The sequence below is a fragment of the Patescibacteria group bacterium genome, assembly GCA_041662965.1.
Taxonomy (GTDB): Bacteria; Patescibacteriota; Patescibacteriia; order Patescibacteriales; family GWC2-42-12; genus JACPHD01.
This window is the reverse complement of record JBAZRI010000001.1, coordinates 125198-147460: the sequence shown is the minus strand read 5'-3', so window position 1 is coordinate 147460 and position 22263 is coordinate 125198. Positions and strand designations below refer to the sequence as shown.

The following is a 22263-nucleotide window of genomic DNA, read 5'->3' as shown; positions in this document are numbered from 1 at the left end:
CTATTAAGTTACAATTTATATTTTATATTATTCATCTAAATTCATCAAGTATAGCGACTAAAACCAAAAATTTACCGCCGCGAAAAACTCTTAAGCCTATTTTATCCCCGGGTTTATACTTTTGCACGACCGACAGCAAAGTCGCCTGGCCCTGCAGTTTAATGGCGTTGATTTCCGTAATTATATCGCCTTCCTTCAGTCCGGCTTTAGCCGCCGGAGAATCAGGCAAAACCGATGGCGTTCCATCCTGGCTGATTGATATCCAAGCGCCGCTGTTAAGAGCTAATTTATTGGCTTGGGCTATTTCCGGAGTCAGCATAACATATCTAAGGCCCAGCCGCGGTCGGACAATGCGCCCGATTTCACGCGCGCTTTTTATGACCGGTTTGGCGTCATTTACCGGAATGGCAAAGCCGACAGACGACCCGGCCTGATCAAGCGCCACATTAATGCCGATAATATTGCCTTCCAGGTCGACTAGCGGCCCGCCGGAATTACCCGGGTTGATTTCCGCGTCAGTCTGGATGACATTATCCAAAGCTTCGGCGTTAGTTCCGGTCTGGTCCGAGGCCTGGATGCTTCTGCCCAGCCCGCTGACTATGCCTTTGGTCGCGCTGTTCTGATATCGCCCCAAAGCATTGCCGATAGCGATAACCGTGGAGCCGATCTGCAATTTATCGCTGTCGCCTAACTGCACATAAGGCAAATTTTTATCAAAAATTTTCAGCACCGCCAAATCGTTGATCGGATCTTTGCCGATCAGCTGGGCGTAATATTGCTTGCCCGTATTTAAAATAATTCTAAATTCAGCGGTTTTTTCGTCGACCGAGCCGACTACATGCTTATTGGTTAAAATCAAACCATCAGCCGAAATTAAAAATCCCGTGCCCGAACCTTTTTGCACAATATCATTTCTTTGAATTTGCCCGCCGACGCTTAAATTCATTGAAGCGGTAATTTGCTTATCCATGACGATAATATTCACTACGGCCGGCATAACTTTTTTAATCGCCCTGATCGTCGCTTCCTGATCGTCAAGGCGCAAAGTATCGGCGATAACTTTGGCGATATTCGGATTATAATTATAAACAGACAAAGCCGCGGCGGCGGCGATTACAAATACCAAACCGCTTATTAAATATTTTTTTATTTTCATATTGATAGTTAATGACTAAAATTTATCATGCCAAGTGCTTAAATCGCCCGGGGCATTTCTCTTTTTCACCGGCGGCTGACTTTTTCTAATAACCGGTTTTTTTGAATCTGTTTTATCTTCAGGCCGCTCCGAATTACCGTTATCATCAGGAATAAAATCGCCGGCTATAATAGCTTCTTCACGTTCTTTTTCCCGCGCGCCTTTTAGCATTTCTTTTAACTCTCCAGGAGTAAATATTCTTTCCGCCATATTTTTTTCTTAATTGATTTATCCCTATCATTATACTAAAAAAAACATAACATAACAACACCCCGGCGCATATTTAATCATGTCGGGCCTTTAACCATAAAAAACGCCTATCTGCCGCGGCCAAGCTAACAATAGCTAAAAATATCCAACAGGGTTTACAAAAAGCAAAAAATATTTTATGATAACAATAGTCCCGAATTTTCGGGATTTTGCTTATGATTTATAAATGTCATGTTTTTTCGGGGATCGTCCAATGGTAAGACAGCGGCCTTTGAAGCCGTTTATCTTGGTTCGAATCCAAGTCCCCGAGCCAAGAGAGAATAACTTCCACTAAAATTAATCAATAACCCATCGCTTATGATATACATATTTATCCTGGCCGGCGTCGCCAGTTTAGCGGCCGTTTTCTTAACGCATTATTTTTTATTCCAAGCTTTGGTCAATTTTTTTAATATCACCGGACAAATTTATTTAAATGCTTTAAAAATTATTTTTATTTTATTGCCTATTAGTTTTATTTTGGCTTCAATCTTAATCAACCGCTTTGCCAATATTTTCGTCCGCCTTTGCTATACTATCAGCGCCAGCTGGTTCGGTATTATGCTTTATCTCGTTTTAGCTTGCCTGTTAGCGTATTTCATTTTATATTTAGGCAAACTATTTTCTTTCAGCCTTAATGAAAAAACCTTAATCATCGGCTTATTTTTAGCCGCGGCCGCGGTAATAATCTACGGCATTATAGCGGCGCAAAATATTAAAATAAGAGAATTAAATATCGCCCTGCCCAATCTGCCCGCCGAATGGCGGGGAAAAACCGCGGTTTTTATCAGCGACTTGCACTTAGGCGCGATTGATAATTATGAATTCGCGGCTCGCGTTACCAGGCAGATTGACGATCTACGGCCGGATCTGCTTCTGATCGGCGGAGATTTTTTCGACGGCCAGGCCAACGTTGACTTAGACAGGTTAGCGCAATTTTTTTCAACCATAAAAACGCCCCTGGGTAAATTTTTTGTTACCGGCAACCATGAAGAATTCGGCAACAACGCCAAATTCATTGATGCCATTACCAAGGCCGGCATTAATGTTTTAGATAATAAATTAGCGGAGATAAACGGCTTGCAGATTATCGGCGTTGATTACAAATCCGCTTATAGCAAAAGCGACTATGAAGCTATTTTAGCTAATCTGAAAATAGATAAAAATAAGCCCAGTATTTTATTAAGGCATGTGCCGGATAAAATGGAGGTGGCGCCTAAATTCGGCGTTTCGCTAGTCCTTTGCGGCCACGCCCATAAAGGCCAGCTTTTCCCCATACAAATTATTGAGTATTTCTTATACGACGGCTTTCAATACGGCTTAAAAAAATCCGGCGCCACCACGGTCTATACTTCTTCGGGCGCCGGCACCTGGGGTCCGCCCATGAGAATTTTAGCCGACCCGGAGATTGCGCGGATTAAATTTGAATAAAAAAAGCCTGATATAAAAAATTGTTTTTTATATCAGGCTTTTATTTGTTAAACTTTAGAATACTTCCCTACCGCCACTAAACTGGCCAAAACATTAACCAGGCTCGCGGCCAAAAATTCCAAGCCGAAAATCAACAAAAAATTATTATTAAAATAATCCAATAAATTAACTTCAAAGCCGGAGAAAAATGTTTCCAAATAAGGCCGAGTCAGGCTTAAAAAAGGATAAATGATTATTATTATCATAATCACTCCCAGCATGGCGTAAATCATGCCGGAAATCAAATAAGGGGCGCGGATAAACCAGGTGGAAGCGCCCACCAGCTTCATAATGCCGATTTCCCGCTTATGGGTAAAAATGGCCACGCGCACCGCGTTGTAAACCACCAGTATTGTTATTAAAATAAACAGCGAGCTGATAAATAGGCCGGCCTCGCTGGCTTTTTCGGCGATATTATTAATCTTCGCGAGTATGGCCTTATGGTCGTCAAAATTTCTTGACTCGATTATATCATTGTCAATTTTATTCAAATCAACAATCAGCTCATCGTAATTATTAATATTTTTGGGCTTGATGATTAAGCTCGGCGACAGCGGATTTTTACCGAGTTCCAATAAGGCCTGCAGTATTTCCGGATCATTTTTATGTTTTTCCCTGAAACTTTCTATGGCGGATTGCTTATTGACATAATTAACTTCCTTAACCGAATCAAGATTCTCAATCTGGCTACGCAAAGCTAAAATAATATTTTCCGCGGCATCGGATTTTAAATACAAGCTGATGTCAACTTTTTCCTTAACCGCGCCGACCGTGGCCGAAGTTAATATTTTAACCGCCAAGAGCAAGTTAACGGAAAATAAAGCCAAGGTGATAATTATCACCGTAATAATTGATAGCCAGATATTGCGGGCTATGTCCTGAAAACTGAATTTTATAACTCTTAGAAAAGACAGTAAAAACATACAAATTAAATTTTTTATTTTTGATACAATGTTAATTTTCCCGCAAATCTACAGATACTATATAAATTCTTAAATTTATTATTCGTGATATTCGTAGCCGATTTGTTGATTTGTGGGATGCTATAAAACATATTTTCCAACCGCCTGGTCGCCGACGATTAATCCGTTTTCTATGGTAATTACCCTTTTTCTCAATTTATTAACCACCTCTCGGTTATGAGTCACGAGCACAACCGTCGTGCCGAACTTATTGATTTTCTGTAAAATTTCAATAATTTCATCGGCGTTGATTGAATCAAGGTTGCCGGTCGGCTCGTCGGCCAAAAGAATTTTCGGCCTATGCACTAAGGCGCGGGCGATGACGGCGCGCTGCTGTTCGCCGCCGGAAATCTGCAGCGGATAGCGATGCATTTTATTCTCCAGCCCGACGATTTTTAAAACTTGAGGCACGATGCTGTTTATTTTGCGCTGCGGCTCGCCGCAAACCTGGAGAGCGAAAGCGACATTTTCAAACAACGTTTTTTTATGCAATAATTTAAAATCCTGAAAAACCACCCCGATCTGCCGGCGTAAAACCGAAATTTCCGCTTGGCCGATATCGGTAATATCCCAGCCGCCGACAACAATTTTTCCTTCATCGGCTTTTTCCTCGCTGATCAAAAGCTTAACCAAAGTGGTTTTGCCTGTGCCCGATTGCCCGACGATGGAAACGAATTCTCCGGGCTTAATATGTAAATTTACTTTATGGAGCGCTTTAATGTCCGGCGGGTAAATTTTCGTGATATTTGATAATTTGATCATAATTTATTATTTTTTATTTTATCATCTTCAGGGCGTACTTTAATAATTGCTCGGTCTGGTCAAAACTGTTTTGCCGGCTGTCTACGCCCATGGTTACGGCGATTATTTGCCTGCCTGATTTATTTTTCGCCCGCGCCATCAAGCAATATTGGGCCTCGTCAAGATAGCCGGTTTTAGAGCCGGTGATATCTAAACTGCTTACCCCTAAAAGTTTATCCGTATTGGTTATGGTATGAGCTTTTTTGGTGTTTACCGTGGCAAATTTATACTGATGCATAACGCTGGCTTTTTGGATAATCGGATGAGTATAAACTTCTTTAGTTATTATAGCATAATCAAGCGCCGAGCTCACATTCTCCGGGGATAATCCCGTGGGCTCGATAAAATGCGTGGCAGTAGCGCCCCAGAGAGCAACCTCCTGATTCATTTTTAATATAAATTCGTCTCTTTCAAGACCGCTGACGCGCACTAAAGTTTCAACCGCGTTATTGGCCGAGCCGACTAAAGCCGCGTAAAGTAAATCTTCAATGGTTAAAGTGTCGCCGTCTTGCAATTTCAGCCTGGCCGATTCCCATTTATTAACGTATTCATAATTATATTCCTCATCTTTAAGGCTGTAAGCCACTTGGCTGTTTAAAGTCGGCCGGGTATCTAAAAAAACTTTTATGGCCACCAGTTTTGTCAAACTGGCCAAAGGCAAAGTGCTGGTGGCGTTTTTCTGCCAGAGTGTTTCGCCGGTTTGCTCATCCATGGCTATGGCCGATTTAGCCGTAATTAAGAGCTCGGCCTTAGCTCCGGACTCGGCAATATCCAAAATTTTATTATTTTCCGGAACAATGCTGATTGGCTGAACTCTGATATTAATTATGCCCGCGCCGGTAGAAGCTATTTTTTTAAAAGCTACATAATCCAAATCAATAACTCTGTCCGGGTGGAGTTTTCTTTCCGGGCCGAAATCATTTATTATGACGTCAACGAATTTATTGTTAGCCGTGTTAAAAACGCGCAGTTTTGAACCTTTGGGAAAATCCGGCGAAGCCGCGAATAAACCGCCTTTATATTTATACCAGCTGGCCCGGCCTTGGACCAAAGCTTCCGGATTGGCGAAAACCGCCAGGCGGGCGAACGGCAGATGGATTAAAGAGCGCGCGAATGATTTATCCGGATAATCAACCGTGGGCAAAGGCCGCCAGGAAGAATAATTTTTATCATAATAATAAACTTGCTTATAATAATCCGAGGTCTTATCATAAGATAATTGGATATAAAAGGGCTTCTTATTATCGTAAGCGGCTTTGTTTCTGAATTCAAACTGATAAACCTTGCTGATTCTTTCTAATTGCCAGGGATCGTCGATGGCTTCATTTAATTCAACCGCGTCCACTCCGGTAGATTGGCTTAATATTCCGGGAGTTAAAGAGAGCTTAATCGTTTCTGCAAAAGCGCTGACCGTATAGCCTTTGGCGATCGTCTGCTTGTCCAAATTTATAAAATAAGAGCGATTGGCTGTGATTTCGGCCGCTTCAGCCGCATAAACAAAACTACCGGCCATGGCGGTCAGCGTTAAGGTTAGTAAAAAAATTGTTATTACTCTCGCCGTTTGACTTTGCTTCAACATACAAATATAATTATAGCATACTTAAAGATGAATTTTCAATTTTCCCTGCACAAGGCAGGACTAACAATTGAAAATTTATTAATTTAATCATTCATTGAAAATTGGTCATTGGGATTTGAAAATTATCATTGCGGGTATAGTATAATGGCAGTACGAGACCTTCCCAAGGTTTAGGCACGGGTCCGATTCCCGTTACCCGCTCCCTGTTTGGCTTATGCTCCGCAGGATAAATATTAGATAAGCCGCAATTATTCCGGCTCTCGCCCGCCGCAGTCTCGCGCGCAGGCGGGTTCCCGTTACCCGCTCATATGCTTAAACAATCCAAATATGTAAAAATTCAAGTCAGCGTGCCGGTTTCATCAGCGGAAAAAATCCGCCAAGCTTTAAGCCGCGCCGGCGCCGGCATCCAGGGAAATTATGAATTTTGCAGCGGTTCCATCAGGCAGATCGGCCGCTTTAAGCCGATAAAGGGCGCGCGGCCGGCTATCGGTAAAATCGGCCGGATTGAAAAAGTTGAAGAAGAATTAATCCAGGTCATCTGCCGTAAAAATCTAGTGGAAAAAGCAGTTGCTGAAATTAAAAAAGCCCACCCTTACGAAGAGCCGGCTATTGATATTATTCCCAGATATGATATAGTTTAAAACTTGCCGAGATAGCATTTTATAAGGCTTAAATAAAAAGCGCCGATGTAGCTCCCCCTGCGCTTATGCTCCGGGGGCAAGTATTTATAAAGTAAAATATTGGAGCCGCGTACTACGCGCTATAAGGCTCCGGATAAAGAGCGCCGATGTAGCTCAACTGGTAGAGCAATGGTATCGTAAACCATAGGTTGTCGGTTCAATCCCGACCATCGGCTCATAAATCAATAAAAAACAGCCCTATAAACCGGGCTGGTTTTTTATTTTTAGAAACGATTTTCCTAATTGGCTAATATAAAAATTTTAATCTTGGCTAATTTCTCGCCGACATATTGATCTAAAGTTTTCGCTCCGACAAAAAGATATTTTATGCCTAACCGCCCGTTTTCATTATCAATAAATTGCGCGATATAATAGCCGTCGCCGCTAAAAATTATATCGCTGATCTGGCCGGAATTTAAATTAAAAACCGCCGGCCCGAATTTTTCCGCCGCACTCTCGCCGTCATAATAAATTACCTCGCTATATTCATCGGCGTATTTGTTCAATTGCTCTAAATTATCAACGTTTTTTAAAAGCTCGCTTATTTTTTTTATCCTGGATAGCCCCACTTGATTAAAATCTTCGTCCGCGGCGAAGGCCACGGCAAAAGCTTCGCTGGGCGAATTAATCGGCAAACTATATTTTCCGCTTAAATTTTTTAAAATCACCCATTTGGCTAAACTATTCTTTTTTCCCGCTAAACTTAGATTAGAATAATTATTATTTTTTATATCGCGGAAATCATAATAATTTATTATACCTTGGCTGGTAATTACCGCTGGCACGGGTAAAACGCGCGCCGCTCTGCCGATAATATTATCATCATTATCAAATCTTAATACCAGCAGGCAAAAAACCGCGTAGCCGATAATTAAAGAAAAAAATAAATATAACATCCCGTAAGCAAAATTCCGCTTAACAATAGAAAAAAATTCACCTAATTTTTTATTTAAATTCTTTCTGAAAAGTTTTATGGCTTTCTGCCGTTTTATTTTTCTTTTTTTCGCGGCCGCTATCTTGGATAATTTAATTTCTTGCTTTATTCTTTTTATTTCTTCATCTCTTTTTATTTTTTCCAAACGTTTATTATCTTCAATTATTCTTTCTTCATTTTTTATTTTTTCTTCCAGCCTTAATTTCTCGCTCCACTTTTTGGCTTCTTCAGCCTTAGCTTTTTCCTCGGCTTCGAGCTTGGACTTTTTAGCTATCTCTTTTTTAACTGATTCTTCCTGCTTGGCTTTCTCCCGGCCGGCTTTTTCTTCGGCTAACCGCTTAATTTCTTCAGCTTTAGCCTTTTCCTCGGCCAGAAGTTTGGATTTTTTAGCCATTTCTTTCTTGGCCGATTCTTCTTGCTCGGTTTTTTCCCGCCCTACTTTTTCTTCTTCCAAACGCCTGGCTTCTTCGGCCTTGAATTTTTCCTCGGCTTCGAGCTTGCCCTTTTCAGCTATCTCTTTTTTAACTGACTCTTCCTGCTTGATTTTTTCCATTTTATCCGCCTGATTATCTAACGCCGGCGCCGGCCTCTCTAGCATACTCTTAACTTTTGATTTAAAGTTAGAAATTCTATTTGATTTAATCCCGTCAACCTTGTTAGAAGCCGAAGCAACCGCGGCCGGAGCTTTTTGCTCTTTAGCGGATTCCGAATCTTTTTCCCCGATATAACTTAATACTATCTTGCGATTTTTCTTTATTTCTTCCGGATTTAATTTTTTTATGCCATCTAAATTTTTTTCCATATACACTTGATTCTATTAAAGAAAATTTTTTATGGCCGTAGGGCTTTGCCCGCTATAAAAATTTTCTTTAATACCGTATAATTTTTGAAAGTATTGAAAACTTTTTCTAAAAAAGTTTTCAAAAGTTATTTAAAAAAATAATTCAGCCATTTTTCCGGATTAAGCTTTTTGGCTTCCGGTTTTGTTTTTTCATAGCCGGGAATATTAAAGATTGAAACGCCGGAAGAGGTACCGGCCGAAGTATCGCCGGCATCCGTCTTTATCACCGTTAATTCTTCGCCCGGCTTTTTCAGGCCTAGATTAAGCCTGGCCTGCTCTTCGGCGAATTGATCCGATTCCAAATAGGAAACAAAATTTTTTAAATCAACATTTTTATTCTGCAAACCGGAAATTTCCTGCTTAAGCTCGCTTATTTCTTTATTAATCCTATACTGCTTAAGCGTATTTTTAGCAAAGGGAAAACTTATTAAAATAATGGCCGCCAGGCCGAGCAAGGTTAAAAATTTCTGATTTAAAAATATTTTTTTAAAATAATTATTTTTGCGCCGATTCATCATAATAGGGCTTTAAAACTTTATTCTCTATTTCCTAATTTTTATAAAAATGGCTAAGACAATATTATTATACCAACAATCAGCCAAAATATCAAAGCATAGTTTAAATTTAAATAAGCTAAAATAATTCCCGGCCAAATAATTTCCAAACAGGCGAAAATCAATATGGCGCCGGTCAGAACATAAAACAATTCATGAAAAAAATCATTGATGAAATTTTTCGTACCGCTGGGTTTAATCTCGTTTACCTCGTTAGAAATTTTCATAATCATTAATTCTTAAAATTTTACCCGCGAGAAAAACTGCTAACGCGTAATTTCTAACGGGGTTCATATTATTCGGCAGGCTGCCGGCTAAAATATTTTTTAAGTTTTTGCCGCAATGAGGTGCCTAAAAGGTCAACTTTAATCTCCTTTATAATTATTTCGCCCGCGGCCGGTTCCTCGGCCTTAAGAGAAGGAATGGAAATTAAAAATTGATATTTGCCATTCTCTTGATAAGCTTTGGTCAAATCAAATTCGGCCGCGGCGGTTTGCCAGCCGCCGGAGCTAACCGGCGCCTGATAATTCGTTAAAACATAATTTATTTCTTCCCCGTTGATATCCAGATTGCCGTCTATATTTTTAAATCTCGGGTCAAATAAGCCATTTTCCAAAAAACTAAAAACGCCGTCGCCGGAAATAATTATATCATTTTTAGGCAACTCTATTTTAGTCGGCCGGTTTGAAATTTTTACCGACAGCTGCTTATAAGTTTCATTAACGTCTAAAAAAACTTCGCCTGCTTTAATCTTTCCCAGGCTGGCCGGATTAATGGTTTGCGCGTTGATTAACCGGCTATTAGTAAACAGGGCCAGATTGGCTTTATTGCCCTCTGCCAGCCAGACTTTATTGATTAAAGCGAACCGGCTTTGCTTAGTAGTTATGCCTTTAGTTATTACATCATCGCTGGCGATAACGCTAAAGCGATAAACGCCTTCGGGCAAATCGGCTATTTTAACAACAGCTTGGCGCTCGCTATCGCCGGCTTTTTTATCGGCCGCGTAAGCGGAATAAACCGCGCCATCTTTAGAATAAACTTTAATTTCAATCTGGTCGCTGGCTGAATTAATATTTAAATCAATAAAATTAAAAACGTAATCAAGCTCTTCATTTTTTACATAAGTATAAAATTGGTAAGAGCCGCGAAATTTATAATCAATTAAATTATTTTTTGGGCCGGGCTCATAGCCGTCAAGCAAAAAATTATCTTTTATACTATAATTATATAAAGCGATCTCACCTCTCGGCGGCAAATTATTCAAAAATTTATCAACCGTATCATATTTTTTTTCGCGCTGAAACAAGCTAGCTCCATTTTCCCCGGGCGCGGCCGGCCAAGCCAAAGACAGCTGGTCAATAATTTTATTCTGCAGAGGCTTAAGGTCGTAGCTCCAGGCATCTTTATTGTTTAAGAGGCCGATTTCCATAATCGGGAAAGCGGTAGTATTTTTAAACGTTACAGTCACTTTAGCCCGCTCAAATCTCCGCGGCGTCTTCAGGGAAAAATAAACCGGTCCGCCTTTAATCTCCGCGTCCGTTTTATTAATTATAACTCTCTCACTCGGCGTAAGCTTGCCGATAAAATAATTCGGTCTAAGAAAATTATAGTCATAGCTAACCTGACCGCTAGGGACAATTTTCATATAGCCAAACCAGCCGATAATTACCGCTAATATCAGCCACAAAAAAATCCTGATTATTAAAATATTTTTTCTCGCCATTTAATTTATAAACTATTTAATATTTCCAAATACTCTTTAGCCGTTTTCTCCCAGCTGAACTTTTTAGCCTGCTCTAATCCCCTTTTGATTAATTTATTCCTTAAATTTTCATCGGTTAAAACTTCCCGCATCGCCAGCGCCAGCTCGCTGATATTATAAGGGTTGACCATCAGCGCCGCGCCGCCGGCAACTTCCGGCAAGCTGGCGGCATAGCTGGCTATTACCGGCAAGCCCGAAGCCATGGCTTCAAGCGGCGGAAAGCCAAAGCCTTCATAAAATGAAGGGTAAATAAACACGCTCGCCGAATTATAAAGATAAGCCTTATCTTCAGCGTCCACATAGCCTAAAAATTTAATGTCAGCCTTAAATTCCGACTGCTCCAGCTCTTTATAGATTTTTTCAGATTTCCACCCTCTGCCGCCGACTATTACTAATTTATAATCTCGCAACTCGTAACCCTGCCCGTCCGGTAGGCAGGTTCGTAATTGATTATACGCCCTGATAATCCCGTCAACATTCTTCCTCGGTTCCACCGTGCCCAAATACAATATATATTTATCCGGCAAATCGTATTTCCGCTTAATAGCCGCCGATTTATCGCCGGCTATTTTAATGTCCGTGAATTCAGCGCCCAGCCCGGGATAAATCACTTTAATTTTATCCGGACTTATGCCGCACAATTCCACTATATCCCGCTTAGTATGTTCGCTCACGGCTATAACATAATCAAACCGCTTAATCAATTTTTTAACATTAATCATTTTATGCCAAAAATTTTTGCGCCGGCTAAAAAACTCCGGGTATCTTAAAAATGACAAATCATGAATAGTAATTAAGCTTTTTCCGGCGGAAGACATGCCGATAAAATTTATATGCGGCATAAAAAAAATATCAGCTTCCAGCTCTTTATCTATTTTAGGATAATTAAAAAATTTAAAAAATAAATAATTTAATATTTTATTGGGATAATTATATTTTATCACTTCTACGTTTTTACCGGCAAACTCCGGCATGCTAGCGCAATCGCCGAAACAATTATAAAAAAGCCGGTATTCATTACGATTATCCAGCCTTAAAATCTCCTTTATTAAATTAAACGCGTATTCGGACACGCCGCTATAGCGCGCGTCCATCAGAGTTCTTATATCTATGGCGACTTTCACCCCGTTAGAAATTTTCTGATTTTGTTGCTCCATATTTTTTGAACCCAAAAATTTCAAACCAAAATTTCTAACGGGGTTCATCTAATTATTTTTATAATTTTCCCATGATGCTTCAATATATTTAGTAATTTCATCTTTAAATCTAGCGACGGAAAATTGCTCGGCATGCTGTTTTATAATTTCCGGTTTAAATTTCGCGCTGTCAAAACTATTTATCGCCTCGGCCAAGCTGGCAACGGTTTGCTCGTTAAAAAATACTCCGCTAACGCCGTCTATAACCGTTTCCGTGGCTCCGCCCCGCTTATAAGCGATTACCGGCCGGCCGGAGGCCATAGCTTCTACCGCGGTAATGCCGAAATCTTCTTCTTGAGGATAAATAAAGGCTAAACAATGGCTATACAGCTCGGCTTTAGCCGCGTCGTCAACCCAGCCCAAAAATTCTATGTTTTTATCGCCGTTGGCGATTTGTTTCAATCTGGCCAAATCAACGCCGTCGCCGAAAACTTTTAATTTTTTAGCGGTTTTTTTGCAGGCTTCAACGACCAAGTCCACCCTTTTATAAGGCGCCAATCTGCCGCCGATTAAAAAATAATCGCCGGCTCGCTCGGCAATTTTAAACTTATCCGTTTCCACCGGCGGATAAATCACGGACGATTCCCTTTTGTAATATTTTTTTATCCTTTTGGCCACGAACCGCGAATTGGCGATATATTCATCAACTCTGTCGGCGGCCAGCCTGTCCCACATTCTGATATAATTCAACACCAAAAAAATTACCTTTTTAAAATACTTATTATATTTTAATTCCTGAATATACTGATGGGTATCGCTCCAAAGGTAGCGCGTCGGCGTATGGCAGTAGCAGATATGCAGAGTATGGCTGGAAGTAATTACGCCTTTAGCGAATGAGCTAGAGTCGGAAATTACCAAATCATAACCGCTTAAATCAAAAAATTCCACGGCCATGGGCATAAACGGCATATACCACTGATAATGCGTAACGCCGCCGGGAAGCCTTTGAATAATAGAAGTCTCTATCCGGCGATGGCGATAATATTTATCCGCGTTTTTCTTTTCGTAAAGCAGAGTATAAATCGGCGCCTCGGGAAACATCTCGGCTAAAATTTTTAAAACTTTTTCCGCTCCGCCGTCTTGCGCCAAATGATCATGGATTAAAGCTACTTTCATATGTAAAAAATTAATTTAAAAAATTTGGGGCTGAATATAGTCGTTTCAGCCCCTCCTCCGCATATAGCGTCAGAATTTTTCTTACTTAGATAGGCTCATCGCCCAGCCACCCGCTACACTTAGAGCACTGCCTGCGCTTCATTCTTCTGCCAATTTTTCGGCCATAACGATCTTCAATGTCCATTTCTACAATAACCGGTACATGGCAACAATGTACGTGCCCACATTTACATTTTTCTGCCATTTTTGCCTCCTTTTTTCTGATGGTTTATTCAACTTTCCTGCCCCTTATAACCGCTAACGGTGTTCTTAACATAATGGCGATATCAAATAACAAAGACCAATTTTCAATATAATAAATATCCAGTTTAACCTCGTCTTCAAAGCTTAAGTCGCTTCGGCCGGAAATCTGCGCCAGGCCGGTGATGCCCGGCTTGATTGATAAAACTTTTTTATGGTGGCGCTCGTATTTAGCCACTTCTCTGGGCTGATGCGGCCGCGGTCCGACTAAGCTCATGTCGCCGCGCAAAACATTAAAAAATTGCGGCAGTTCATCAATGCTCCAGCGCCTGATAAATTTACCGGCGCCGGTCAGGCGCGGATCATCGGCGATTTTATAAACCGGGCCGGTTTTAATGCTTTTTTCTTCAATTAATTTTTTTTCCAGCTCCAGAGCCTGGTCGTTGCCGTAATCTTCGCCCACGCAATAATGATAGATCATTGACCTAAATTTAAATAATTTAAAAGTGCCGTTTTTTATAACTCGCTCATTTTTATAAATAACCGGTCCGCGGGAATCAAGCTTGATTATAACGGCGGTAATAATAAAAACCGGGCTGAAAATTACTATAAACAACAAAGATAAAATAATATCAAAAATTCTTTTTATAATTCTGCCCCAGCCCTCTAGGGGCGTTTTTTTAACTTCCACTACCGGTATGCCGGCGATTTCCGAAACTTCGGTCTTTAATACTTTAGCGCCAAGCAAATCGGCGGCATATTTAAAAATAATATGATTTTCATCGGCAAAGTCAAATAGCCGGATGGCCTCGGCTTTGCTTAAATTCGGGTCGCTCTGTATGATTTCATCAACTTCGCCGGCTTTTAAAAATTCGGCTAAATCCTCCCCCGCTTCCAGGCTGAAATTTTTCAAGCGCTTTACAACTTCATAGCCTGAATTTTTTCGGCCGGAAAATTCATGGATTAAGGCGTCGGCGGTATTGCTATCGCCAACCAAAACGATTTTATGCACGCCGATGCCGTATCTTAATAAAATTCTTTGGACCAATCTGATAATAATTCTGGCAAAGCTGATATAAACTATGGCTAACAGCCAGCCGGCTAAAACTATGAAGCGGGAAGAAAAAAGCTCCCTAAAAGCGAAAATCATAATTACTATCAGCATCAACCCGGTTGAACAAGCTAAAATCACCCGATAAACTTCGGCGGTTAAACGGCGCGAGGCTTTTATGCTGTATAAACCGGCTAGAGCGAAAATAATCAGCCAGGCGAAAGCGATTAACAATAAAATTTGGAAATAATCGCCGAACGGCAAACTGAAAATCACCGGCCTGATTTCCGTGGCCAGGCTGGCAAAACGCAAATAATAAGCCGAGATGCCGGCTAAAATAATCATTAAAAAATCCAGCGGCACGAGCAAAAATGAAAAAAATAATTCACTTTGTTTCATAAATAACGAATAACGCATAACTGATATTTTTTTGTTATGCGTTACGAGATAAATTTTGCAAATTTTATATTCCGCTAATATCAAGGCAAGCTATAAGCCGGATTCTGTTTAAATGATCATCTATCTAGCCCTGGCGTTGCCGCCAGAGTCAAGCGAGCTACTTTTTTCCACTTCGCTGAAGCTTCGTGGAACAAGCTTCTCTTTCGAGGGCTTGTCCTCCGTAGCCGCGCATAGTGCGGCGAAGGTGGATTTGCTCTTGCTCCAGGCAGGGTTTACCACGTCTCTCCGTCACCGGAGGACGAATCCCGTAGTTTGAGTTAATCGGATATCCTAAATAACGCAAACACCGGAAAACTTTTCACCTTTCGTCCGCCGAAAAGGCGGACTAGTATTGTCTCTGTGGCACTTTCCCTAAGATTACTCTTGGTGGACGTTATCCACTGCCCTTTTCCAGTGTAAAAACACTTTTGGAGTCCGGACTTTCCTCTCCGATAAACGTCGGAGTAATCATCCGCTTACCTTGATATTAGCGAAATATAATGAACAAATTACACTAAGATATTAACATTAAATAAAGAAAAAGTCAAACGAAAAATTTAATTTTAAAAAATAGGCTACGAGTAATTTAGTCGTAGCCATAAAGTTATCTTTTAATTTTCAACTGACAACGGTCATAATCGCATCTGATTATCAAGCTTGATAGCCCAAGCCAACAGCATTAGTGCGTTTCTAACTCGCAGACTCATTCCTCCTCCTAGCCAATTACGAAATCTCAAGGGCGTACGGATATCTATACTAATCGTAGCATCACCGTCTGGCAGAAAAGTTACATTCAGTACGCCTTCACCAGTTCCATCATGGTCATCATGCAATCTTTCATATGATTCACCTGATGAAAGTTCCGGCATCCAAAAAGGGGTTTCCAAAACACGGCGAGCATCTTTAACCAATTTTTCAATACTAACTTCTTTTTTCATCGACACACCCTCCTTAATTAAAATTTTTATTTAATTTTAAGTGACAGTGGACAATAGAGGATTTGAACCTCTGACCTTTCCGATGTGAACGGAACGCTCTAACCAGCTGAGCTAATTGTCCCTAATTTATTTTCCCGCCTTATCTAAAGCTTGATTAACCAACTTATCGGCCAGCTCATTTTTCTCCCGCCTGATATGCTTAAAAACAATTTTTTTAAATCCTAAAGAAATATTATACGCCTGGACGAACAAAGGCGCAAGCTGCTTGTCTTTAACTCTGTATTCCCGATTTAATTGCTTTACCACTAATTCAGAATCCAAAAAAACTTCCAATTCTAAAGCGCCCAATTCTTTAGCCTTAGCTAGCCCGGCAACCAATGCTTTATACTCGGCCTGATTATTAGTAGCCTCGCCGATATATTCGGAAATTTCAGCCGCCGCATCCCCTTTTTCATCCAGAATAACCGCGCCGATGCCGGCCGGACCAGGATTGCCGCGCGCGCCGCCGTCGGTATAGATTGTCAGTTTATTGTATTGCATATAAATATGATCTCCCGGGCTGAAAAAAATTGTTTTGATCGCGCATATGAAATTGTAGCGATTTTTTGCAAAAATTATAACTACAAAATATTAAAATAAAATAATTTTTGCAAAAACGCACAAATTTCATCTAAGCAGGAAAAACAATTTTTTTCAGCCGAGTTGTTTGTGAGATTGCTTCGTCGCCTATCGGCTCCTCGCAATGACAGCTAACATTTCTAATATCCACGATTTTCATCTGCGCCGTCCGCCGGCCGTTAAATTCATTAAATTCCAAATAATAAACCGCGTCAACCTTATCGCCGATTTTTAAATCTTTTAAATTTTCCGCCTGGGAAAAAGCCACGGCCCAGATTGAGCCAAACCTGAATTTAATATGCTGGGCGTTAGCTCCCATATTAATTTTATCGGCTATTTCCAGGCCTTTGCTTAAAAATTTCGGCTTATCATTATCTTCGCCGAACGGTTCAAATTTTTCCAAAGCTTCCAACAACTCGTCGTTGATATCCGGCAAATTAATTTCCGCTTCAATCAAAATCTTAGAAACCAATTCAACTTTAGCCAAGGCTTTACCGGCAATTTTTTTCATTTCTTCGGCAAATTCTTCCAAAACTTCCTCATTTTTCAAGGTAAAGCCGCAAGCCGCCGCGTGGCCGCCGAATTTTTCCAAATACCGGCCGGACTCTTCAATCGCTTCCATAATATTAAATTCATCAATGCTTCGGCCCGAACCCTTTATCTCATTTTTTATTTTAGTAATTGCTAAAACCGGCCTGGCATACTCGTCGCATAAGCGTCCGGCTACCAGCCCGACTACGCCTTCCGGCCAACTCTCGGCCGAAGCATCGGCAATATTCGGCGAACAGACTATTAAAATTTTATCGCCGGACATTTTTTCTTCAATAATCTCCCGGCAATAAGCGGTTATATTTTCGGTTATTTTCTGCCGGTCGCCGTTTTTTATGTTCAGCTTTTTAGCGATGGCCAGCGCCTCGTCTTTATCTTTAGTGATTAAAAGCTCATAAGCCGTGTTGGCATGGTCTAAGCGGCCGGCCGAATTTAACCTCGGGGAAATTTGCCAGCCGATATGGAATGAATTTATTTTTTTATTTCCATAGCCGTTGGTTTGCGCTATTTTTATCAATTCGTCTATGCCAAGCCGTTTCCGCCGGTTAATTATTTCTAGACCTCGGCTGACCAGCGTCCTGTTTTCGCCGAGCAGGCTTACCATATCGGCCACCGTGCCGATAGCCACCAAATCCAAAACTTTTTCCGCCAATTTGTTTTTTAATTGTTCGTCCAGTTTGGAAAGTTTAATTAAGCCTTGAATGAATTTAAAGGCCACGCCCACCCCGGCCAAATCTTTATAAGCGTAATCTTCGGCCTTGGGATTAATGATCAGGCAATCAGGCCAATCATTTTTATCCGGCGGCGGCTCATGATGATCGGTAATAATAATATCCAAGCCTAAACTTTCAGCATAAGCGGCTTCTTCTTTATTGCGGATGCCGTTATCCACCGTAATTATCAATTTAGCTCCGATTTTAATTAATTGGTCAATCGCTTTCTTATTTAAGCCGTAGCCTTCCGAGGCCCGGCCCGGGATATAAACGCCGGCGCGCGCTTTAAAAATATTTAAAATTTCAATTAAGGCGGCCGTAGCTGTTACGCCGTCAGCGTCATAATCGCCGTAAACTACTATTAAATTTTGCTCTTTAATATGCTTAATGGCTAAAGCCGCGGCCGCTTCCATATCCTTAAACAAAAACGGATCGGACAAGCCGATTTTATCAGGCTGAAAAAATGATTCAATCTCCGGCTTATCGGTTAACCGCCTATTAAAAAGCAGCTGAAGTATAATTTTATTATATTCAGGATTTTTTTTGATAAAATCATTATCTATAACAGGTTTAAGCTCCCATCTGCTAGACATATTTAAATGCTAAGGTTATTTGGAAAATTATTTTTCCTGCTTAGGCGAAAATTGTGCGTTTTTACGAAAATTATTTTTCAGTATATTTTTCAGGTGATAATTTTCGTAAAAACTGCTACATTTTCGTATGCGCGATAAAAATAATTTTCCAAATAACCTAATTTCAACAAAATTAAAAAAACACGCCCACGGTCCAGGCCAGCATGGAAAAAATTACCATGATGCTGATAATCGTCCAGATTATTCTTTGGAAAGGTTTTTTTTTCATAATATTATTGTCATTGCGAGGAGCATTCGCGACGAAGCAATCTCACTTATGACACATTTAAATTAAAGTGGCTATTTAAAATAATCATTAATCTTCGTGAGATTGCTTCGCTTCTTAAGAGAAGCTCGCAATGACAGATTAGTTGTTTTACCTTTTTAACAATTTTACAAAAGTATCGCTGGGAATTTCCACCTTGCCTTTGCCGTGAGCTTCCATCTTCTTTTTGCCTTTTTTCTGCTTTTCCAATAATTTTCTTTTGCGCGAAACATCGCCGCCGTATAATTTAGCCGTTACGTCTTTGCGCATGGCGGAAATCCTTTCGGCCGCGATAATTTTCCCGCCGACCGCCGCCTGCAATTTAATAGCGAACATTTGTTTGGGCAAAGTTTCTTTTAAAGTATTAACCACGTCTTTCCCCCGCTTAAAAGCATCGTCGCGATAAACTATCATGGCTAAAGCCTCAACCGCGTCTTCGGCCACTAAAATATCCATTTTAACCACATCGGCCGGCTGATAGCCTTTAAATTCATAATTTATGGAAGCATAGCCGGAGCTGGCGCTTTTAATCTTGTCATAAAAATCCGTTAAGATCGCCGCCATGGGAATTTCGTAATGCAAAATCACCCGGCTCTCGTCAATATATTCGGTATTTTTATAAACGCCGCGTTTTTCTTGCACTAAATTCAAAATCGCTCCGATATATTCTTTGGGCGCGATAATATCCAGACTGACCCACGGCTCTTCAATTTTATCTATCGCCGAAGGGTCGGGCAGTTTTTGCGGGCTGCGGATAATCGCGTTATCGCCATTTTTTTTATAAACCTTGTAAGCTACGCTGGGAATGGTAACCGTTAAATTTAAATTATATTCCCGGCTTAAGCGCTCTTGAAAAATTTCCAGATGCAAGAGTCCTAAAAAACCGCACCTAAAGCCAAAGCCTAAAGCCTCGGAATGCTCCGGCTCGTAAATCAGGGCCGCGTCATTTAATTTTAATTTGGAAATCGCTTCCCTCAACTCGTCAAATTCATTGCCTTCGCGCGGAAAAACTCCGGCGAACACCATGGGCTTTACTTCATCATAGCCCTTAAGCGGATTAATTTTATTCTCCGATTTCAGCCAAGCGACCGTATCGCCGACGCGGCACTCGCCGACATCTTTAAAGCCGGTCACGATATAGCCGATCTCGCCGGTTTTTAATTCTCCGGTAGATTTATATTCGGGCTTGAAAATCCCCACGTCCAACGCTTCGCTCTTAGCTTTGGTGGCCAAGAGCATTATTTTATCGCCCTTTTCAATCCGGCCGTCAAAAACTCTGATATAAGCCACCACGCCGCGATATTCATCATAAGTTGAATCAAAAATCAGGGCCCTAAGAGGTGCATTTTCAGCCGCCACAATAATCGGCTTGCCCTCCGAAGCTTCAGCGTAGGAGGGCGCCGGCACATGCTCTATAACCGCTTTTAAAACTTCTTCTATGCCCTGGCCGGTTTTGCCTGAAGCCAGAATAATTTCCTCGGCTGAACAGCCTAAAAGCTGAATGATTTCTTTTTTGGTTTTCTCTACATTGGCGGCCGACAAATCAATTTTATTGATTACCGGGATTATGGTTAAATTTTGCTCCAAGGCCAGATACAAATTCGCCAAAGTTTGCGCTTGGATGCCCTGCGACGCGTCCACGAGCAGCACCGCGCCTTCAACCGCCGCCAAACTGCGCGAAACTTCATAAGTAAAATCAACATGCCCGGGCGTATCAATTAAATTCAAAGCATATCCCTGGTAATCCATTTTTACCGGCTGCAGCTTAATCGTGATGCCTCTTTCTCTTTCTAGATCCATGCGATCCAATACCTGATCTCTCATTTTTCTTTTTTCAATCGTGCCGGTAATTTCCAGCATGCGGTCAGCCATGGTTGATTTGCCGTGGTCAATATGGGCGATGATGCAAAAATTGCGTATATTATCCATAATTTATTATACAAAAACAGGTTAAAAACCTGCGTCTACACTCTCAATCCTACTAGTTTTTTGCTGTTTGGTCAAATAAAAACAAGAACCAGCTATAATCAGTTCTTGTTAATTATTATTGAAAAAATAAAAATTATCTCAAATATTCCCAAGTATGCAGGCGGTCAGAATCCACGGCCCAGCGCGAGCCGATATCGGTGCGGTAGATCATATTGGGAATAATTATATTTTTTACCCGGCCATAAACCAAATGGCGGGCGTCTTCCACGGTCGTGCCGCTGCCGGTTATCACCAATAAGCAGCCGGAGACTCCGGCTACCCGCCAAATTCCCTTATCATTTTTAATGTCTTCAATATGCAAGCCTTCAAGATTATGATGATTTTTAAAAGATATCGCCAGGTCATGATATAAATCCACGATATCAGAGCCATCGTCTTTGGAAAAATAAGATTCCACTAAAATTCTGACGCCGATCTGGAAGCCGCGCTTGGTCTTTAATTCAAAATCTTCGCCTTTAGCCATTTTATACAGCCATTCGCCGGTCGGATTTAAGATTCCTTCCAGTTGAATCTGAATCGTCGGATAGCCGAATCTGGTAGTAAACTCCAAAGGGTAAATTCCCCGGCCGTTAACAATGCAATTTATATCAACATAGCCGACATAGCCGGACTCTTTCAGAGCTGGCAGCATTTTTTCCAAAGTGGCGCGGAACAAATTATTGGGCGAGCTCCAATACATTAAAGTTCCCATCTCGCCGGCGAACGGGCCGATGTTGCCCGGGTAAATCCTTTTATGCTCAAAATTCACGTTAATCGGATAAATAAAATCATGGCCGTTAAAATAAGCGCCCACGGCCACTTCCACGCCCGTAATATATTTTTGCAGTAAAAACAGAGGCGCTTTTTTCTGCCAAACGTCTTTATTCTGCTCTAAAAGCTCCAGCAAGTCTTTACCGTCTTCTTCCTGGCCTAAAAATAACAAGCCTTTGCCGCCGGAAGGCGTATTGCCCGAAGGCTTAAAAACATAGCGGGCGGGATTGGCTTTTATAAATTCAATGGCTTCGGCGTAATTATTAAACTGCCAGCTGGGCAAGATATTAATGCCGTGGCTTTTCATCTCGGCCTGGCCGAATTCGCGGTCTATTTCCAATCTGTCCGTATAGGCGCTGCCGCCGATGACTAATTTGCCCTGCTTCCTTAATCTCTCGGCGATCGGCCCGAAGCCGACGTCGTCAAACAATATGACATCCGCCCAGTCTTTATAAGCTTCCCAAGAATCAACTTTTTCCACAAAGCCGTCGTAAACGTCAGCATCGCTTTTAGCTTTAATATAAGCTTTAACCGAATGCCCCTCTTTAACCAAGCTCCAAGCCAAATCGCCGCTTAAGCTTTCCAGCGAAACAAACAAAAATTTTTTCGGCTCAACGGTTTTAGGAATTAATTCATGGCTTTCCCCGTTGTTTTTTTTATGATTGCCGTTTTCGCCGTTGGTCGGTTTTTTATCGTTTGACATAAATGGAATATGTTGAATAAAAAAAATAAAAAATATTT

At 41.1% G+C, this 22263-nt stretch carries 19 protein-coding genes, 4 tRNA genes and 1 other RNA gene; 5 read left to right on the top strand and 19 right to left on the bottom strand.

Features of this window, described 5'->3' with window-relative positions; translation table 11 throughout:
- Positions 1–31: 31 nt before the first annotated feature.
- Together WC639_00555 and WC639_00550 are read right to left on the bottom strand one after the other, a co-directional pair.
- The gene (locus tag WC639_00555; protein MFA6306285.1) at positions 32–1156 is read right to left on the bottom strand and encodes a trypsin-like peptidase domain-containing protein; all 1125 of its coding nucleotides are present in this window, start codon (positions 1154–1156) and stop codon (positions 32–34) included.
- A gap of 15 nt (positions 1157–1171) precedes the next feature.
- On the bottom strand, positions 1172–1405 hold the full coding sequence (locus WC639_00550; protein MFA6306284.1) for a hypothetical protein: 234 nt from the start codon (positions 1403–1405) through the stop codon (positions 1172–1174).
- A gap of 239 nt (positions 1406–1644) precedes the next feature.
- Between WC639_00550 and WC639_00545 the strand changes: the two genes are divergently transcribed.
- Together WC639_00545 and WC639_00540 are read left to right on the top strand one after the other, a co-directional pair.
- Positions 1645–1718 (top strand) — tRNA-Gln (locus tag WC639_00545).
- A 44-nt stretch (positions 1719–1762) separates the two neighbouring features.
- On the top strand, positions 1763–2875 hold the full coding sequence (locus WC639_00540) for a metallophosphoesterase (protein MFA6306283.1): 1113 nt from the start codon (positions 1763–1765) through the stop codon (positions 2873–2875).
- A 47-nt stretch (positions 2876–2922) separates the two neighbouring features.
- Here the strand turns inward: WC639_00540 and WC639_00535 are convergent, their stop codons facing one another.
- From WC639_00535 to WC639_00525, 3 genes are all read right to left on the bottom strand, one after another.
- On the bottom strand, positions 2923–3837 hold the full coding sequence (locus tag WC639_00535; GenBank protein ID MFA6306282.1) for an ABC transporter permease: 915 nt from the start codon (positions 3835–3837) through the stop codon (positions 2923–2925).
- A gap of 120 nt (positions 3838–3957) precedes the next feature.
- Positions 3958–4638: a cell division ATP-binding protein FtsE gene (gene ftsE, locus WC639_00530; GenBank protein ID MFA6306281.1), complete on the bottom strand. Its 681-nt coding sequence runs from the start codon at positions 4636–4638 to the stop codon at positions 3958–3960.
- A 13-nt stretch (positions 4639–4651) separates the two neighbouring features.
- Entirely contained in the window at positions 4652–6256 is a 1605-nt protein-coding gene (locus WC639_00525) for an RlpA-like double-psi beta-barrel domain-containing protein (protein MFA6306280.1), read from the bottom strand.
- 130 nt (positions 6257–6386) lie between these two features.
- Between WC639_00525 and WC639_00520 the strand changes: the two genes are divergently transcribed.
- The 3 genes from WC639_00520 (at position 6387) to WC639_00510 (ending at position 7112) form a co-directional block, all read left to right on the top strand.
- Positions 6387–6457, top strand: a tRNA-Gly gene (locus tag WC639_00520).
- 107 nt (positions 6458–6564) lie between these two features.
- Positions 6565–6897: a hypothetical protein gene (locus WC639_00515; GenBank protein ID MFA6306279.1), complete on the top strand. Its 333-nt coding sequence runs from the start codon at positions 6565–6567 to the stop codon at positions 6895–6897.
- Between the two features lie 142 nt (positions 6898–7039).
- Positions 7040–7112, top strand: a tRNA-Thr gene (locus WC639_00510).
- A 63-nt stretch (positions 7113–7175) separates the two neighbouring features.
- Here the strand turns inward: WC639_00510 and WC639_00505 are convergent.
- The 14 genes from WC639_00505 to WC639_00440 form a co-directional block, all read right to left on the bottom strand.
- A complete protein-coding gene (locus tag WC639_00505) occupies positions 7176–8672 on the bottom strand; it encodes a hypothetical protein (protein ID MFA6306278.1) in 1497 nt (498 codons plus the stop codon).
- A gap of 125 nt (positions 8673–8797) precedes the next feature.
- Complete coding sequence (locus tag WC639_00500; GenBank protein MFA6306277.1) at positions 8798–9229, bottom strand: septum formation initiator family protein; 432 nt, start codon at positions 9227–9229, stop codon at positions 8798–8800.
- Between the two features lie 50 nt (positions 9230–9279).
- Positions 9280–9492, bottom strand: a complete 213-nt coding sequence (locus tag WC639_00495; GenBank protein MFA6306276.1) for a hypothetical protein — start codon at positions 9490–9492, stop codon at positions 9280–9282.
- Positions 9493–9560: 68 nt separating this feature from the next.
- Positions 9561–10988 carry a hypothetical protein gene (locus tag WC639_00490; GenBank protein MFA6306275.1) on the bottom strand — a complete coding sequence of 476 codons (1428 nt, stop codon included), beginning with the start codon at positions 10986–10988 and terminating at the stop codon, positions 9561–9563.
- A 5-nt stretch (positions 10989–10993) separates the two neighbouring features.
- Complete coding sequence (locus WC639_00485) at positions 10994–12184, bottom strand: glycosyltransferase family 1 protein (GenBank protein MFA6306274.1); 1191 nt, start codon at positions 12182–12184, stop codon at positions 10994–10996.
- Between the two features lie 48 nt (positions 12185–12232).
- Positions 12233–13339: a glycosyltransferase gene (locus WC639_00480; protein MFA6306273.1), complete on the bottom strand. Its 1107-nt coding sequence runs from the start codon at positions 13337–13339 to the stop codon at positions 12233–12235.
- A 268-nt stretch (positions 13340–13607) separates the two neighbouring features.
- A complete protein-coding gene (locus WC639_00475) occupies positions 13608–15029 on the bottom strand; it encodes a sugar transferase (GenBank protein MFA6306272.1) in 1422 nt (473 codons plus the stop codon).
- Positions 15030–15106: 77 nt separating this feature from the next.
- Positions 15107–15552, bottom strand: an RNA gene (rnpB, locus tag WC639_00470) — RNase P RNA component class A.
- Positions 15553–15700: 148 nt separating this feature from the next.
- A complete protein-coding gene (locus WC639_00465; GenBank protein MFA6306271.1) occupies positions 15701–16006 on the bottom strand; it encodes a hypothetical protein in 306 nt (101 codons plus the stop codon).
- Between the two features lie 47 nt (positions 16007–16053).
- Positions 16054–16127 (bottom strand) — tRNA-Val (locus tag WC639_00460).
- 5 nt (positions 16128–16132) lie between these two features.
- A complete protein-coding gene (locus WC639_00455; protein ID MFA6306270.1) occupies positions 16133–16546 on the bottom strand; it encodes a ribonuclease HI family protein in 414 nt (137 codons plus the stop codon).
- Between the two features lie 130 nt (positions 16547–16676).
- On the bottom strand, positions 16677–18479 hold the full coding sequence (gene recJ, locus WC639_00450; GenBank protein ID MFA6306269.1) for a single-stranded-DNA-specific exonuclease RecJ: 1803 nt from the start codon (positions 18477–18479) through the stop codon (positions 16677–16679).
- Between the two features lie 415 nt (positions 18480–18894).
- Positions 18895–20712 carry a translation elongation factor 4 gene (gene lepA / locus WC639_00445; GenBank protein ID MFA6306268.1) on the bottom strand — a complete coding sequence of 606 codons (1818 nt, stop codon included), beginning with the start codon at positions 20710–20712 and terminating at the stop codon, positions 18895–18897.
- 133 nt (positions 20713–20845) lie between these two features.
- The gene (locus WC639_00440) at positions 20846–22225 is read right to left on the bottom strand and encodes a phosphoribosylamine--glycine ligase (protein ID MFA6306267.1); all 1380 of its coding nucleotides are present in this window, start codon (positions 22223–22225) and stop codon (positions 20846–20848) included.
- Between the last annotated feature and the right edge of the window lie 38 nt (positions 22226–22263).